This window comes from Mesorhizobium sp. WSM4816 (genome assembly GCF_055811535.1).
In genome coordinates this window covers 92246-107580 of record NZ_JBVVQR010000014.1, presented here as the reverse complement: position 1 = coordinate 107580, position 15335 = coordinate 92246, and the positions used below count along the sequence as shown (strand labels likewise).

Below are 15335 nucleotides of genomic sequence, written 5' to 3'. Positions count from 1 at the left end.
TTTTTGAGAGCGCGGCGTCAGCCCTGGCGCGCCGCGCCTTGCGCAAACGGCGGGGATGTCCCGCCGTTCGCCGTCAACCCGGAAGGATCAGGACTCGCCGCCATAGACGTCGTACTTGAAGTACTTGTCGTTGATTTCCTTGTACTTTCCGTTGGCGCGGATGGCGTCGATCGCCTTATTGAACTGATTGACCAACGCGGTGTCGCCCTTGCGTACCGCGATGCCAGCGCCCGGACCATGGATCTCGATGTCGGGTGTGATCGCGCCGATCAGCTTGCAGCAGGCGCCGTCCGGCGTGGCAAGCCAGCCTTCGATGACGGTGATGTCGTCGTTGACCGCATCAACGCGGCCGTTGGCGAGATCGAGCTGGTATTCCTGCGCGGTCGGGTACGGCTTGATTGTGCTGTCGGCATAAGTCTTGGTTGAATAATTGAAGTGGGTGGTGGCCGCCTGCACGCCGATCGTCTTGCCGGCCAGGTCCTCCTTGGTCACGCCTTTGATATCGCTGTCCTTGGGCGCGGCGATCGCCGGCGGCGTGTTGTAGTATTTGTTGGTGAAGTCGACCTTCTCGGCACGCTCCGGCGTGATCGACATCGAGGCGACGATGGCGTCGAACTTGCCGGCCTGAAGTGCCGGGATGATGCCATCCCAATCCTGCGCGACGAAAGTGCACGTCACCTTCATCTTGTCGCAAAGCGCCTTGGCGATATCGATGTCGAAGCCCTCGAGCTGGCCATCAGCGGTCAGGTTGTTGAACGGCGGATAGGCTCCCTCCGTGCCGATCTTCAAGGTTTTTTCCTGAGCCTGGGCAACGCCCAAGGTCAGCAGCGCCGCCGAGGCGGCGAGCGCTATACGCAGTGCAGTACGCATGAGAGTCCTCTCTGTATGTTCCCGGCCGTCGTTCCAAACGGCTCTTTGGGCGGTTCTGTCGACCGCCCGCTGGCGCGATACTCCCATTCTTTCCCAAGAAAAAGCAACTGTAAAACCGTTGCTTGCGGGTTTCGCATTGCCGGACAATGCTGACGTTGCGGCAGGCAAACAACCGAGGAAAACAGGGGGGCAACGAGGAAACAGGGGGCGGCCGATGCTTCTTCGGCAGTACCCTCAGCGCGTCAAACCTGTCGCGCGCTCGATGAAGTCGGCTATCGATCTGGTGTCGTCGAGATCGAAGACAGGCAGGCTTTCGTCGGCTATGGCGAAGTCGGCGGCGATGGCGACGATGTGCGGATCATTTGCCGAAAGCGGTGCCCAGTCCTTGGCCTCCATCCGCCGCGTCTCGATCTTGCTGTGCGCCTCGCGCTTGTAGCCTTCGACCAGCACGATGTCGGCGGTGCCGAGCCGAGACAGGATCGCATCCAGCGTCGGCTCGTCCTCGCCGCGCAATTCGTGCATCAGCGCCCAGCGCCTGTCCGACACGATGGCGACTTCAGTGGCCCCGGCCTGCCTATGGCGAAAACTGTCCGCCCCCGGTTTGTCGATGTCGAAGGCATGATGGGCGTGTTTTACCGTCGAGACTTTCCAGCCACGCCGGACGAGTTCGGCGACCAGCTTTTCGGTCAGTGTCGTCTTGCCGGAATTCTTCCAGCCGGTGATACCGAAGACGCGTCTCATCATGGCTTCATGCTCTGCAACAGACCCTCGACACGGACAAGGTCACTCGTGGCGAATGGCAAGCCTATATGCCGTCCGGCGCCATATCAGGTCCAGCGCTTTCGGCGGCTGTCTTGCGCCGGCCGACGATCCGTTCGCGGTAAAGTGCGTAGAGGCCGGAGCAGACGATGATGCTGGCGCCGAGGATCATCGGCAGGTCAGGAACGTCGCCGAAGATGAACAGGCCAAGCAGGATCGACCAGAGCAGGGCGGTGTAGCGGAACGGCGCGATGAACGAGATGTCGCCCACCCGCATCGCCATGATGATGAACTGGTAGCCGATGACCACGAGCACTGCCGCCAATGCCAGGAACGCCGTGCTTTCCCCCGTCATCGGTGTCCATCCGCCCATCGGCAAAAGCAGCGCCGCGCCGAGGACGGTCATGGCGACTGCCGTGGTGGTCGACACCAGCAATGTCGGAATGGCTTGCGGTATCCGCTTGGTGGCGAGGTCACGCACGGCACAACAGGCGACACAGGCCAGTGCCAGCAGCGAATAGATGCTGAACCCCTCGAAGCCGGGCCGCACGATGATCAGCACGCCGGCAAAGCCGATGGCGATGGCCAGCCAGCGCCGCCAGCCGACGCCTTCCTTGAACACAAGTGCTGCGCCCATCGTCACCGCCAGCGGCAGCGCCTGCAGCACGGCCGAGACATTGGCAATCGGCAGATGGGCAAGGGCGATGAGAAACGACGCGGTAGCGCCGGCTTCGCCGATCACGCGTATCGCCACCATCGGCTGCAGCATCGAGCCGGGCACGGCAAGCGCACCGCGTTGCCAGGCAAGCAGGCCTACGAAAAGCGAAGCGAAGGCGCCGCGGATCAGCATGACCTGCGCCATGTTCATGGATTCCGACGCGACTTTGGTGATCGCGTCGTTGAGGGTGAAACCACTCATCGCCACCACCATGAAAAGTGCACCGCGAAGATTTGGGGAAAAAAGCAAAGGCGTTACCACTGTGGTCCTGCATCAAGCCTCTACCAGCCGGCGGCAAGACAGCAACGTCAAAGGGCTGGTCCACGGCCTTCGGCGGCTCGTTACAACCTCCTCGCAACAGCGGCAGGATTTATTTCGGCGGTGCGACCAGGAAGATCAGCCGCCGGTGACGCTCATGTGCCGCGATACCGACGGACGGTTGGTGCGGCGGTCGATGATGAAATCATGGCCCTTCGGCTTGCGGCCAATGGCTTCGTCGATGGCGTCGGCGACCAGTTCGTTGCCTTCGGATGCACGCAACGGTGCGCGCAGGTCGGCGGCATCTTCCTGGCCGAGGCACATATAGAGCGTGCCGGTGCAGGTCAGCCGGACGCGGTTGCAGCTTTCGCAAAAATTATGCGTCATCGGCGTGATGAAGCCGAGCCTGCCACCGGTCTCGGCGACGTGGACGTAGCGGGCCGGGCCACCGGTCTTGTAGGGGATGTCGGTCAGCGTGAACTGCCGCTCGAGTGCTGCGCGCAGCAGCGACAGCGGCAGATACTGGTCGGTGCGGTCGGCGTCGATCTCGCCCATCGGCATGGTTTCGATGACAGTCAACTCCATCCCGCGGCCGTGCGCCCAGCGCAGCATCTCGGGCAGTTCGGCGTCATTGAAATCCTTTAGCGCCACCGCATTGAGCTTCACCTTCAGTCCCGCTGCCTGCGCGGCGTCGATGCCATCCATGACCTTGTCGAGATTGCCCCAGCGGGTAATCTGACGGAATTTTTCCGGGTCCAGCGTGTCCAGCGAGACGTTGATGCGCTTGACCCCGCAATCGGCGAGTTCAGCGGCAAAGCGCGAAAGCTGCGAGCCATTGGTGGTCAGCGTCAATTCTTCCAGAGCGCCGCTTTCGAGATGACGCGAAATCTGACGCACAAGATGCATGATGTTCTTGCGCACCAGCGGCTCGCCGCCGGTAAGACGCAGTTTCCTGACGCCCTTTTCGATGAAAACCGTGCATAGCCGGTCGAGTTCTTCCAGCGACAGCAAATCCTTCTTGGGAAGGAACGCCATGTCCTCGGCCATGCAATAGGTGCAGCGGAAGTCGCAGCGGTCGGTGACCGAAACGCGCAGATAGCTGATCGTGCGACCAAAAGGATCGATCATGTCCATGCTGGTGCGTTTCCCGTGGTTGCGAACGGCATCGTTATATATGGCTATGTGATACGATCCAACCTGCCATTCAAGACAAGAAGTTTCGAACCTGGGGAACATCGCGCCGACAGATCGTGTCGGAAGTTTCGAAGCGGCCTTTTCCCGCTGCGCGAAGCGGCGTAGGGAGAGGACAGATGATGCGGAACCTATCACCATGACGGCGCCGAAGGAACTCAGGGTCTCGAAGGACCGCAGGCTGCTGACCGTGACGTTCCCTGGCCATCAGCCGTTCGAGCTGCCGGCGGAGCTTTTGCGGGTGGCCTCGCCATCCGCCGAAGTGCAGGGCCATTCGCCCGAACAGCGCGTGACCGTTCCCGGCAAGCGCAACGTTGCGATCCTGAAGATCGAACCGGTCGGCAACTATGCCGTCCGCATCACCTTCGACGATTTCCACGATACCGGCATCTTCACCTGGAACTACCTGCATACGCTGGGTCATGAGAAGGACGCACGCTGGGCCGCCTATCTCGCCGAGCTGGAAGAGAAGGGGCTAAGCCGCGATCGTTGAATGGTTCGGGCGGGACGCTCCGGTCAACGCAGGATCGCCAGTATTTCGCTGGTGTCGTAATAAAACGGCGTGCCTTCGATCAGCCGGTCATCCTTGAAGCGCAAGACTTCGGCAAATGGCTGTTTGATGGTTGCACCATTGGCCCGCGATGTCAGCGCAAGTGTGCAGCTCATGAATACCATGTCATCGTTTTGGGCGGCCTGAAGGCTTTCCACGGTCACGTCGCTCCAGATTTCCCGCATCTTGCGAAAAAGGGCGCCAACGCCGTCGAGGCCATTCCAGTCGCCGGCATAGGGCAGGGACTGCGGCTCATGTACGACAACTTCCGCGTGAAACGCGCTGGCAAGGATATCGAGGCTCTCCGACCCTGATTGCAGGAAGCGCATCTCAGCCTCGAACATATTTTCGAGAAGTTCCAAGGCGGTACGTCGCCGATCGAAGGGTTTATCCATTTTCCGTCTCCGTTTCAGGATCGTGCTATCAACGTGGCTTACCCCTTAATATTGGGGGTTCGACACCCGTTTCCAGACGGTCGAAATGAGGTGCAGCACGTGTCGTCAAGACGTCACGGAATTGGAGTAGCGGCTGCGGATGCTCGGAGGCGAAAACATGTCCGTCATCACCACGGTCGAACAGCTCGAAGCGCTCTATGGGCTGCCCGGCGAGACGTCGCTGGTCAAGGAACTCGACCATGTCATTCCCGAATACGCCGCCTTCATCGAGGCCTCGCCTTTTGCCGCGCTTGCGACCAGCGGGCCGGAAGGGCTGGATTGCTCGCCGCGCGGCGATCTCGCCGGCTTCGTCCGCATCCATGATCCGAAAACCCTGATGATGCCGGACCGGCGCGGCAACAACCGTGCCGATTCGCTAAAAAACATCATTCGCGATCCGCGCGTCGGCCTGTTGTTCCTGGTCCCAGGCTGCGGCACCACGCTGCGCGTCAACGGCCGCGCCCACATCACCACGGATGCCGCGCTGTGTGCCTCGTTCAGCGTCGACGGCCGACCGGCGCGTTCGGTCACGGTCATCGATGTCGATTCGGTCTATTTCCAGTGCGCCCGGGCCATTGTCCGATCGGAACTGTGGAACCCGGCAAGGCATGTCCACCCGAAGTCGCTGCCGACACCCGGAAAAATCCTGGAAATCACCAGCCGCAAAGGCATCGACGGCGAGGCTTACGACAGGGAATGGCCGGAGCGCGCGAAAAAGTCGATGTGGTGAGCGGGTCACGCTTCCTTGAGCACGTCGGCAATTTTGCGCATCTGCTCGCCGATCATGTCGCATTGCTCCGGCGTCGACTGGCTCATCGCTTTCTCGATCAGCGCCATATGAACCTTCAGCGCCTGCATCAGCAGTTCCGTGCCGGCTTCGGTCAGGGTCAGGCGCAGCACGCGCTTGTCCTTCTGATCGCCTTCGCGGCGCAGCAGGCCGCGTGTCTCGAGTTGCGGCAGCAGCATGGTGATGTTGGAACGGCCGACCAGCAGCCGGCGGGCGAGATCGTGCTGCGACATGCCGGGATGGCGGTAAAGGTTCATCAGCACGTCGAGCTGCGCCGGCTTCAGGTCCAGCGGCGCAAGTTTCACTGCCAGCGTGCGCTCCAGGACATGGCAGGCGCGCGCCACCGCGACCCAGTTGCGAAAACGCGGGTTGTCCCAGGGCAGCTCTTGTTTAATGTTCATGTTTGAACTATTGTGTTCATGCTTGAACGAATGGATGGATCGCCACTATGGCATCATTTGGATTGAAGGTCATCCGGGGCGTGTTTGCCGCCGCCGAACATGTGGCTCCCCGCCTTACCGGGCTCGCGGCATTCGAACTGTTCTGCCGCACGCCGAACGCCAAAATTCTCAGCGACGGCGAGCGACGCGCCGTCGACCGCGCCGCCGGCTTCATGGCCGAGGCGCGCCATCATCGGCTGAAGACCAAAAACGGCTGCGTCATGGTGCATGAATTCAGGCCAGAGCCGGGCAGGCGGGCCGCCGGCACGGTGCTCGTCATCCATGGCTGGCGTTCGCGCAGCGAATATATGCGCACGCTGATCGAAGCCTATCGAGGCGCCGGCTACAAGGTTGTCTCGCTCGACCTGCCGGGCCACGGCCAATCGCAGGGACGCCGGCTCACATTGGTCAGCGCTGTCGAGGCCGCTCGGCTGACCGGCGAGTGGTTCGGCCCGTTCGTGGCGGTCGTCGGCCATTCCTTCGGCGGTGCCGTGGCCGCCAATGCCGTCGCCGGTTCGGTCAAGGCCATTCCGCCGCTGCCGGCCGGGCGGCTGGTGCTGATCGCGGCGCCGAGCTCACTGCCTGCGATCTTCAACGATTTCAGCCGCATGCTCAGTGTCGGCCCACGCTCGCAGGCCGCCATGGCCGACCGGGTCGAACGCATCGCCGGGCGACCGCTGCACGAATTCACCGGCGACCGTCAGCTTGCCGGCACGCCGGTGCCAACGCTGGTCATCCATGCGCCGGACGACCGCGAAGTGTCCGCCGACCATGCAAGGCTCTATGCCGGCGCCGGCGACCATGTGCGGCTGTACTGGGCCGACGGGCTCGGCCACCGCCGCATCCTCGCCGACAAGAGCGTGGTCGAGCGTGCGGTCGGCTTCGTTGCCGAACACCGGCAGCCGGTATCGCTGCATTAACCAGCGGCGGCTTCGACCTGCGTGTCAAAAGTCGACCGCTTCAAGGAAGAGCGATTCGAGGAAGAGCGCTTCCTTGCAACCGAATGCGGCTGGTCGAGTTGATTCCCATCGCCGGCGGCGTCATCGCCCGGCTCAGTGCTATTCGCTGGAGCCGGAGCGGAGCCGATCCGCTTCGGCTGCCACCGTTGTGAAACCGTTCTGCAACAGAGACGTTCTGAAATTTATGAAAGCTTAACGAAATCAGTATGAATCGGTGTAGTCGCGCCCTACATCCATGATGCGGTGGGCGAGACCGTCAAGCGATGCGGAACGGGAGCCGGCTGCAGCCGGAGCGGGTGATTCCATGAAATTCCTCGGAAACAAGGCAACCGTGATGCCGCTTGCGGCGGTCGCGGCAATGCTGGCCTTCGGCGTGCCGCAGGCAGACGCGCAAGGGTTTTTCGAGAGACTCTTCGGCGGTGGTGTCAGGCATTCGCCGCGAGGCGATTTCCCCCTGCCGCCGTCGAGGCAGAGGCTGAAATACAAGCCATATGCCACGGCGCCCGCTGCCTCTCGGATCCGCAGCCCGTCCTATTACACCTACAAGAGCGACCCGCTCGTGCGCGTCGACTTCTCGACGCTGACGGCAGCGCCGGAGCCGGCAATGCCGCAGGACGCCGCATTCCAGCCATCTTCCGCCACCGGCACGGCCTTCCGCGACGCGATTGCCGGACTCCACGATTACGAGCTCTACGCCGAGAAGGACATCGCCAAGGCACTCGTCGCCTATTACGCGGCCAATCCGGATTTCGTCTGGGTGACGGGAGCCAATGCCAACAGTCGCGCGCAAGATGCGGTGCGGGTGCTTGGCGAGGCGACCAGCTATGGCCTCATGCCGGCCGACTATACGGTTGAAGTGCCTGCCGCCGGCGCATCGACCGGCAGCGCCGATGCGCGGCTCAAGCAACTCGTCCGCTTCGAGATGGCGCTGTCAGCGCGCGTCTTGCGCTATGTCCGCGACGCGCACAGTGGCCGCGTCGATCCCAATCGCATCACCGGCTACTATGATTTCCCGGCCAAGCCGCTCGACATGGAAGGCGTGCTGAAAACGCTGACGCGCACCCAGCAAGTGCGCACCTATCTCGAATCGCGGCATCCGCAGAACGCCGAATACCAGGCGCTGCGCGTCGAACTGGAATCACTCCAGGCCAGCGCCGACGACGAGATCGTCGTCGATCCCAAGCTGTTGCTGAAACCGGGGGAGACCAGCCCCGAACTGCCGAAGCTTCTGGCGAAGATAGCGCGCAATCTCGACGACGAGACGGGCGGCGCCTATGGCGAGATATTGGCCAGGCTCGCCACCAGCGAGGTCTATGATCCGGAACTGGTGCCGGTCATCAAGGCGGTGCAGACAAAGGCTGGCATGAAGGGCGACGGCGTCATCGGTCCGCGCACCGTCGCGGCGCTGGTCGGGACGTCCAAGGCCGACAAGATTCAAAAGGTGCATGTCGCGCTGGAAGAGTTGCGCTGGCTGCCATCCGATCTCGGCAGCCCGCGTGTCTTCATCAACCAGCCGGCATTTACGGCGAGCTACATCGAGAATGGCGAGGAGAAGCTGAAGACCCGCGTCGTCATCGGCAAGACCACCAACCAGACTTCCTTCTTCTACGACCAGCTCGAGCAGGTCGACTTCCACCCCTATTGGGGCGTGCCGCAGTCGATCCTCGTCAACGAGATGCTGCCCCGGCTGCGCAGGGATCCCGGCTATCTCGATCGCGCCGGCTACGAAGTGGTCAACGCGCGCGGCAAGCGCATTCCCTCCTCCTCGGTCAATTGGGGCGCCTATGGCGCGAAGATACCTTATGGCGTGCGCCAGCTGCCGAGCGAGGCCAATGCGCTGGGCGAACTGAAGATCCTGTTCCCCAACAAGCACGCCATCTACATGCACGACACGCCGCAAAAGACGTTTTTCGAGCGTGACATGCGCGCGCTCAGCCATGGCTGCGTTCGCCTGCAGGATCCGCGCGGCATGGCAGCGGCGGTGCTCGGCACATCGGTCGATGACATCGCGGAGAAGCTGAAGCACGGACATGCGACCGAAAAGGTAGCGCGCAGGATCCCGGTCTATGTCGCCTATTTCACCGCCTGGCCTGATATGTCCGGCAAAGTCGAATATTTCAGCGACGTCTACGACCGCGACACGCGGCTGCAGCAGGCGCTCGACAGCACGCAAGCAGTGCGCTCGCCGGCGATCTGAGGACGCTAACGCAGGGAGAGCGGGCGCCGGAAGCCGGCGATGATGCCGATATCGGCCCAGCGCTCGGGGCTCAGGTCCTCCGGCACGCTCGGCCAGATCAGGAAGAAGCCGGCAGCCGCTGCTGCGGCGCCGAAGACCACATGGACATGGCATAACCAAAAGTGGTGCAGTATTTCACCTTTTGATGGACTTGACCCTTAACGGAAGCCCCAAGAATATTGGCCCAATATTCTGGTCTTTCTCGGGCCGTAGCGAGGCATGGGATGCCCCCTCTTCTGGAAGGGCGTATGCGCAATGCCGGCAAAAGGCTGCTGGCTATTCTTGCGCTCGTCGGCTCGCTGTTAGTGTGCGGCTGTTTCCCCCGAACCGAGCAACCGGTATTTTCCAGCGCAGACGCAATGCCTTGGAACAGCGACGTCAGCTATCTCGTCAAAGCGGAGATGACAGACAGTAAAGCGGAGATGACAGACAGTGCGCCGAACAATGCGAACAGCGGCGCCGGCCCATGGTTCAGATTCATTGCGGGCGATGGCAAGGACTTCGTCATCGAAAAGTACGGGCGGGAGGGGAAGGCGGATGGGGCGCTGAGCGCTGAGCTATTCCTCGGCCGACTAGTAGAACTGGCCGATGGATGGATGGTTCTCGACTTCAATGACGTGGGAACGAATGAGAGAGCCTATGTATTGGCAAAGAAGACGAATGCAGGCTTCTTCATCTATTCACCGTTGAGCCTCGAGACGATGGCAAGCATTGCTTCCAGACATGGGATCGTTGCTGCGGCGGGTCAGTCTGCCGGCGAGGGCAGCATACTAAGTGGGACTCTTACCCCCGCCTCGTTGAAATCGATGTTCGCCGACTTTGCCAAGCATATCGACCTTGGGCAAAATCCAAAGCCGGCGATCCGGATGCAACTTGTGATCGTGCCGCAATTGCCCGAGGATATCGGCAAAAAAGGCCGAGAAATGGCCTATAGCGCCTTGAGCGGCTCCTTCGTGCATCGTTTGCGGGCCATGTCTCCGACGGCGCAACGCACAATGCTACGTTTCATGGAAAAAGTGGCTGAGTCAGGCGAGCCTTGGGGAACACACTATCTTGCGCGATTCTACGCCAACGGTCTGGGGGTAAACCAGGACCGAGAAAAGGCGAAAGCCTATGCCGAGCAGGCGGTCGCGCGTGGGTTCGAGCGTGCGAAGGGCGTCCTGGGTTTCTTGCTCAAGACGGCGGAGAATCCGAGCGAGGACAGCCGGGTTCAAAGTTTCAAACTGCTGACGGAAGCGGCGACGGCAGGCGATCCCGCGGCGATGACGAACCTTTCGACGATTTATCTCGACCCAAGCGAGACCAGGCATGACCTGAAAAGCGGCTATATGTGGCAGGAGCGCGCAGCATTTGCCGGAGAGCCGAACGCAATCTTCCAGTTAGCCCTGAGGTATCGGGACGGGACAGGCGTTGAACAATCAACCTCCAAAGCCTTCGACCTGATTTTCACCGCCGCGAAGCTGAAACATCCCGATGCCGTCGCCGAACTGGGATGGATGTATGAAAAGGGAAACGACCCCAGAGCGGTTGCCCAATATCGGGAAGCCGCCAGGCTAGGCAACTCATGGGCGCAATGGCAGTTGGGCGATCGGATCTTGAATGGTCGCGGAATGCCGGCAGACCGAGCCCGGGGACTGGAATGGCTCAAGAAAGCCGCGGAAAACGGATCGCAGGAGGCTGCCAGGCAGTTGGAAACGGCTTCGCGGCAAGACGACGAGTTCATAGACAAAACGATAGAGGAATTTTTCGAACAGAAGAGAGAAGAAGGGGAGTCAAAAATCAAGGCGCTTCGTGCACAGAAGTTCTGTCTCGAGCTTGGCGACCGCTGCGTGGTCAACCGGAGCGGAAAGAGTGTGTTACGGCTTGAGCACCGGCAAGGCTGGTATTATCCGGACGGTGCCGTGGCTCCGGAGTCGGAGTGGCCGCAATGAGTCGGGCCATAGCGGGGATGGCTTCAGTAATTCTCGCTGTTGCGGCTGTTGCGGCGAAGCCTGCTGACGCGGCACAAATAGAGGTTTGTAATAATGGTGACGAGGTCTTTTCATATGCTCTGGTATCGACCACGAGCTTGATCAACTTTGGCAATCCCGAATGGACAGCTCACGGTTGGTATACAATGAAGCCCGGCGAGTGCCATCCGGCGGCGCTAGGGGATGGACGAAAAGAGGCGTTCCTGTCTGTTCGCACGATAAAGAAAGACGGCAGCGTCAGGCTCAACCGATACCAAATGAAAAAAATACCTGCCGATTTCGACGGCCCCGGTTTGCTATCGGGTGCCGAGCGGCTTTTTTGCGTCTCGGACGTTGGATTCCGTAGGGCCGAGATGTCATTGGAGGCGCATGAAACCTGCCCTGCTGGCTACCATTTGCAAGTGTTCAACCTCTACCTATTCAACAGAGGCCTCGCGGACTTGACTGCCAACCTTGGCCTCGGGATCGCGATCATGAACCTGGGCGTCGAACCTGGGGAAGACTTCGAACCCGAAGACGAACCCTTCGAGCCCAAGAGTTGGTGTGACGCCAACGGAGCCCTTGATCCGAACTGCTAGTTTCTGTCCATAAACGGCAAACCGTTGATTTTGTTCGCGCAAGCAAGGCACGGCGGGTTCAGGTATTTTGGATCATTCCACTGAGTCCAAGGCCCTGCCGTCGCCGGAGCCGACAATGCGCCAAGAACGCACCGTCCAAGCCATATTCGATCTTTTCGCCATGCACGAGATCGGCTACGAGCTGAAGGCGACGCGCTCGTCGTAGTTGTCATCGTGGAGCGACCGGCCCGGAAACGAAATTCCGACCAAGGTCATCATGCGCAGATCGGCACCCAACAGTTTGTTCGGACCATAGACGCGAATTAAACGGTCCGCTCTGGGCAGCAGGAGCACGCCTGGCTAGCGCGTGACGTTTCTCTCGGGCGTTTCTGGGGCTCTTTGCGGGCGCGCCTGTGCTCTATGTGCGGGAACATCGCAACGGGCAGCGTCGTTTGCCATCGCCGCTACACCTATTGAGCAGCTTTGCCCTGAACCGGAGGCATGTGAGAATAGCTGAATAATTGACCGAGGCGTGCCGCGATGGCCACCTGCAACGTTTGCTCCGGGTATGGCTGGACGTACGGAAACTATCCGCCCTGCTACTCATGTAGCGGCAGCGGGCAAGGAGGCTTTACCAATATCCCCTGCGCAGCATGCGGTGGATCGGGCCGCGGCTCGAACAGAGAGCAGTTGGTGTGCATCGGCTGCGGTGGCAGTGGCAACATAGCTGGCTCGGAAAGCCCATCGTGGGCTACATCGACCGGAACGGTATCGCGCAAAGGCGCTCGTGCAGAGCGCGTCTCGCGTGCGAAGCCCGCGCGCCCGGCGAAGCCTTGGACAAGAAACGAAATTCTTGCTCTCGTTCCAGCATTTGGCGTCAGCGCATGGGGGCTTCACAATTATGTCAGCCTCACCGGCTGGTGGCTGATTGGCGCGGCGATAGTTCCGGCAGTCGTCATTGTGCGGGCGTGGAAAGCGGTCGCAGCCATTTCGGTGGCCGCAGCGGCCCTGTGGTTCTACGCCAAATAGGCATACAGCGCGGTTCTCGATGCCGCCCGATGCTGAGATCACGGAAATCAGCGGCACTTTCGCGGCAGCGTAAGGGTAGCGATGCCCATTTCCTGGAGGCGGTCTGAGTCGATCGATTTACTCCGAATGGTAGCGTTTGCCATCGGCACGCTAAACCCATTGAGCAGCTGTGCCCCGAACCGGAGGCATGTGAGAATAGCTGAATAGCTTGGGAATGACCGAGGCGTGCCGCGATGGCCACCAGCAACGGTTGCTACCGAATTTGGAGTAGACGACACCCCGCAAGCGGGGGGCGTTTGCCCCGAGCCTCGGTTATTTCCAAATTCCAGCTTCAGCAGGGGACGGTGATGCGTAGATGGAGCTCCGGCCTGACGCTAGACTCGAGTCCGACTGCCTCAGCCAATGACGCTCTAAAGGGGCGATGGGAAGCGCGCTTAGCGACAGCCCTGCTCCGGACTTTCGGGATTGTCGTCGTCGGCCTATTCGTAGGCGCACCTGGTCTAGCTCTGGCGGACGAGGTGCCGGGAGAGTTCCTGGGCAGGTGGAGCACACGATGCAGCGACACAAATGCGCCGAAGATCGAGATGGCCGCGAACAGCATTGCAATCACCGTCGGCGGCAAGACCTACCGATATACCGGGATTAACGCTAGCCGCACTTGGTATGGCGGCGTAAAGGCCGACGGCAACCGCGTCTGGCTCCCGACGAGCAAGCGGCCCGGACGGAAATTCGCCTTCGTAGCTGCCCCGCCCCCCTTTGGAGCTGAGGGCGCTATGGTGCTCGAGGAGGGAGTGCCCGAGGAATCCGTCGGGATCAGGTCCATATTTGGAGCACAATTCCGTCGCTGCGGTCCGCACGGTCTTCCGGCCTCGGCGCAGCAGCGGCTTATGCAGCCAGATGTGCCGGTGACCATCCCGGCAGGCGACGGACAGATGGCAAACTGCGGCGGTGGCGTCGTCGCAGGTCTCGATCCCACTGGGGACGGGTTTCTCGCAGCGAGGTCCGGACCCGGAACAAGCTACCGCATGCTGGACCGTCTCCACAACGGGGAAGGAGTGCAACTCTGCTACCAGCGCGGCGACTGGGTCGGGATCGTCTACGGCGGCGGTGGGGAATACGGCGGCAACGGGTGCAACGTAGAAGGTGCGGGACCAGAGCGCCCATACACCGGGCCTTGCCGCTCCGGCTGGGCTCACGGCCGCTGGATCAAATTCGTGGCGGGATAGCCGCGTGGCAGCGGGAGGACGACTGATGCCAATCAGCGCTTGACGTTGTCGGGAGCGGGAAAAGGTGGGTCAAGCCGGTTAGCCTCGAAACAGACCTGGCCACTTCTTAACACACAAGGACCTAAGCGTCGGCAAGTTGCCGTTCTTGGAGGATTGTAGAGATGTTCCGCATCGCTTTCATTATGGCTGCGGCCGTTGCCGCTCATGTTTGGATCACCTTGCCGGGGTTGGCACAGCAGGCGGAATATGCGGGACATGAGGCCGTCCTTCGGGCAATGACTGAAAAGGCCGAAAGCGGGAACGCCGATGCGCAGAACGCTTTGGGCACCGTATACGTCGCCGGTGCCGTCGTAGCACCCGATGCTGCCGTAGCGGTAAAATGGTTTAAGGCGGCCGCCGCGCAGGGACATGCCGCTGCCCAGGCCAACTTGGGGTCCATGTATCTCAGCGGATGGGGAGTTGAGCAGAATCAGGTCGAGGCCGTCCGGCTTTTCAGGCTTTCCGCAGATCAGGGTCTTCCTCTTGGAATAGGTAAGCTCGCCAACGCGACGATGCAGGGATATGGAGTCGAGAAGAATCCTGCCGAAGGAGTGCGGCTCCTGAAGCTGGCCGCCGAAAAGAAGGACGGCTGGTCGACATTCCGGCTGGCCGCGATTCTCGGAAGCAGAAGCGGCAGCAACTGGCCTGGCATATCCTCCTACGATCCCGCCGAGGCGATCAAATGGTTCCGGATTTCGGCGGAAACCGGATATCCCCCTGCCCAGTATGAATATGGTAGAATGATGCTCCCTGGCCATCCGCTGCAGATTCCAGGCAAATTCGAAGAACACTTCAAGTGGTTGGTCCTTGCTGCGAACGGCGGGGACGAGGACGCCCAGTTCGATCTGGCCGTATACCACCGCAACGGCAATGGCATTCCCGCCGACGCTGCCGAGGCGGATAAGTGGTTCAGGCGAGCGGCCGCATCCGGTAACACGGAGGCCCAGCGGGTGCTGGAGGGAACGGGAGGGTGGTCGCCCGACAGCAAAGTCGCTACCGCTGCAGTCTTGATCGGACTAGGCATCGCCGTGCTGGCTGCGGCAGAGGCAGATTCCGCCGATATGCCGACGGCGACACCCGAGAATGAATGCCCGCCGGGACACTCTCGGCATTTTTTCAACGGCCAATGCTATGTCGATCTCGACCCGAGACTTCACGAGGCCATACCCACCTATCCGGGCTACTGACCTAGGGCTATTGGGCACCGCAACCTGCGCGCGGTGAGACAAAGCGGATCAATGCCTTTCCAACTGGAAACAAAATTCATTGTCACTACCCGTCACGGCAAATGGACTAACTCGCAATAAGGGGG

15 protein-coding genes are annotated in these 15335 nt (G+C 61.0%); 8 read left to right on the top strand and 7 right to left on the bottom strand.

What is annotated here, in order from left to right; translation table 11 throughout:
* Nucleotides 1–87 precede the first annotated feature (87 nt).
* From AC0L3H_RS17115 to moaA, 4 genes are all read right to left on the bottom strand, one after another.
* On the bottom strand, nt 88–870 hold the full coding sequence (locus AC0L3H_RS17115; protein WP_473586255.1) for an ABC transporter substrate-binding protein: 783 nt from the start codon (nt 868–870) through the stop codon (nt 88–90).
* A 234-nt stretch (nt 871–1104) separates the two neighbouring features.
* Nucleotides 1105–1614: a molybdopterin-guanine dinucleotide biosynthesis protein B gene (gene mobB / locus AC0L3H_RS17110; protein ID WP_473493228.1), complete on the bottom strand. Its 510-nt coding sequence runs from the start codon at nt 1612–1614 to the stop codon at nt 1105–1107.
* 61 nt (nt 1615–1675) lie between these two features.
* Nucleotides 1676–2596 carry a DMT family transporter gene (locus AC0L3H_RS17105; protein WP_473513577.1) on the bottom strand — a complete coding sequence of 307 codons (921 nt, stop codon included), beginning with the start codon at nt 2594–2596 and terminating at the stop codon, nt 1676–1678.
* 147 nt (nt 2597–2743) lie between these two features.
* Entirely contained in the window at nt 2744–3739 is a 996-nt protein-coding gene (gene moaA / locus AC0L3H_RS17100) for a GTP 3',8-cyclase MoaA (protein ID WP_027151755.1), read from the bottom strand.
* Between the two features lie 196 nt (nt 3740–3935).
* Here moaA and AC0L3H_RS17095 point away from each other — a divergent pair, with 196 nt between their 5' ends.
* A complete protein-coding gene (locus AC0L3H_RS17095; protein WP_023801862.1) occupies nt 3936–4289 on the top strand; it encodes a gamma-butyrobetaine hydroxylase family protein in 354 nt (117 codons plus the stop codon).
* A 23-nt stretch (nt 4290–4312) separates the two neighbouring features.
* On the opposite strand, the gene AC0L3H_RS17090 is transcribed toward AC0L3H_RS17095, so the two are convergent.
* A complete protein-coding gene (locus AC0L3H_RS17090; RefSeq protein ID WP_128169524.1) occupies nt 4313–4741 on the bottom strand; it encodes a nuclear transport factor 2 family protein in 429 nt (142 codons plus the stop codon).
* Between the two features lie 157 nt (nt 4742–4898).
* Between AC0L3H_RS17090 and AC0L3H_RS17085 the strand changes: the two genes are divergently transcribed.
* Nucleotides 4899–5510 carry a pyridoxamine 5'-phosphate oxidase family protein gene (locus AC0L3H_RS17085; RefSeq protein WP_473586254.1) on the top strand — a complete coding sequence of 204 codons (612 nt, stop codon included), beginning with the start codon at nt 4899–4901 and terminating at the stop codon, nt 5508–5510.
* A 5-nt stretch (nt 5511–5515) separates the two neighbouring features.
* On the opposite strand, the gene AC0L3H_RS17080 is transcribed toward AC0L3H_RS17085, so the two are convergent.
* Complete coding sequence (locus AC0L3H_RS17080; RefSeq protein WP_091590958.1) at nt 5516–5968, bottom strand: MarR family winged helix-turn-helix transcriptional regulator; 453 nt, start codon at nt 5966–5968, stop codon at nt 5516–5518.
* A gap of 47 nt (nt 5969–6015) precedes the next feature.
* Between AC0L3H_RS17080 and AC0L3H_RS17075 the strand changes: the two genes are divergently transcribed.
* Together AC0L3H_RS17075 and AC0L3H_RS17070 are read left to right on the top strand one after the other, a co-directional pair.
* On the top strand, nt 6016–6927 hold the full coding sequence (locus AC0L3H_RS17075) for an alpha/beta hydrolase (protein WP_473586253.1): 912 nt from the start codon (nt 6016–6018) through the stop codon (nt 6925–6927).
* Between the two features lie 343 nt (nt 6928–7270).
* Nucleotides 7271–9163, top strand: coding sequence for a L,D-transpeptidase family protein (locus tag AC0L3H_RS17070; RefSeq protein WP_473586252.1), 1893 nt, complete (start codon nt 7271–7273; stop codon nt 9161–9163).
* 5 nt (nt 9164–9168) lie between these two features.
* Here AC0L3H_RS17070 and AC0L3H_RS17065 read toward each other — a convergent pair whose 3' ends face one another.
* Nucleotides 9169–9303 (bottom strand): hypothetical protein, encoded by a 135-nt coding sequence (locus tag AC0L3H_RS17065; RefSeq protein ID WP_473586251.1) that lies wholly within the window; start codon nt 9301–9303, stop codon nt 9169–9171.
* Between the two features lie 147 nt (nt 9304–9450).
* Between AC0L3H_RS17065 and AC0L3H_RS17060 the strand changes: the two genes are divergently transcribed.
* The 4 genes from AC0L3H_RS17060 (at nt 9451) to AC0L3H_RS17045 (ending at nt 15210) form a co-directional block, all read left to right on the top strand.
* Complete coding sequence (locus AC0L3H_RS17060; RefSeq protein WP_473586250.1) at nt 9451–11133, top strand: SEL1-like repeat protein; 1683 nt, start codon at nt 9451–9453, stop codon at nt 11131–11133.
* Nucleotides 11130–11750, top strand: coding sequence for a hypothetical protein (locus tag AC0L3H_RS17055; protein WP_473586249.1), 621 nt, complete (start codon nt 11130–11132; stop codon nt 11748–11750). The genes AC0L3H_RS17060 and AC0L3H_RS17055 overlap by 4 nt, the downstream gene beginning before the upstream one ends.
* A 1592-nt stretch (nt 11751–13342) precedes the next feature.
* Nucleotides 13343–13984 carry a hypothetical protein gene (locus AC0L3H_RS17050; RefSeq protein ID WP_473586248.1) on the top strand — a complete coding sequence of 214 codons (642 nt, stop codon included), beginning with the start codon at nt 13343–13345 and terminating at the stop codon, nt 13982–13984.
* Nucleotides 13985–14145: 161 nt separating this feature from the next.
* Nucleotides 14146–15210, top strand: a complete 1065-nt coding sequence (locus tag AC0L3H_RS17045) for a tetratricopeptide repeat protein (protein WP_473586247.1) — start codon at nt 14146–14148, stop codon at nt 15208–15210.
* Nucleotides 15211–15335: the final 125 nt, after the last annotated feature.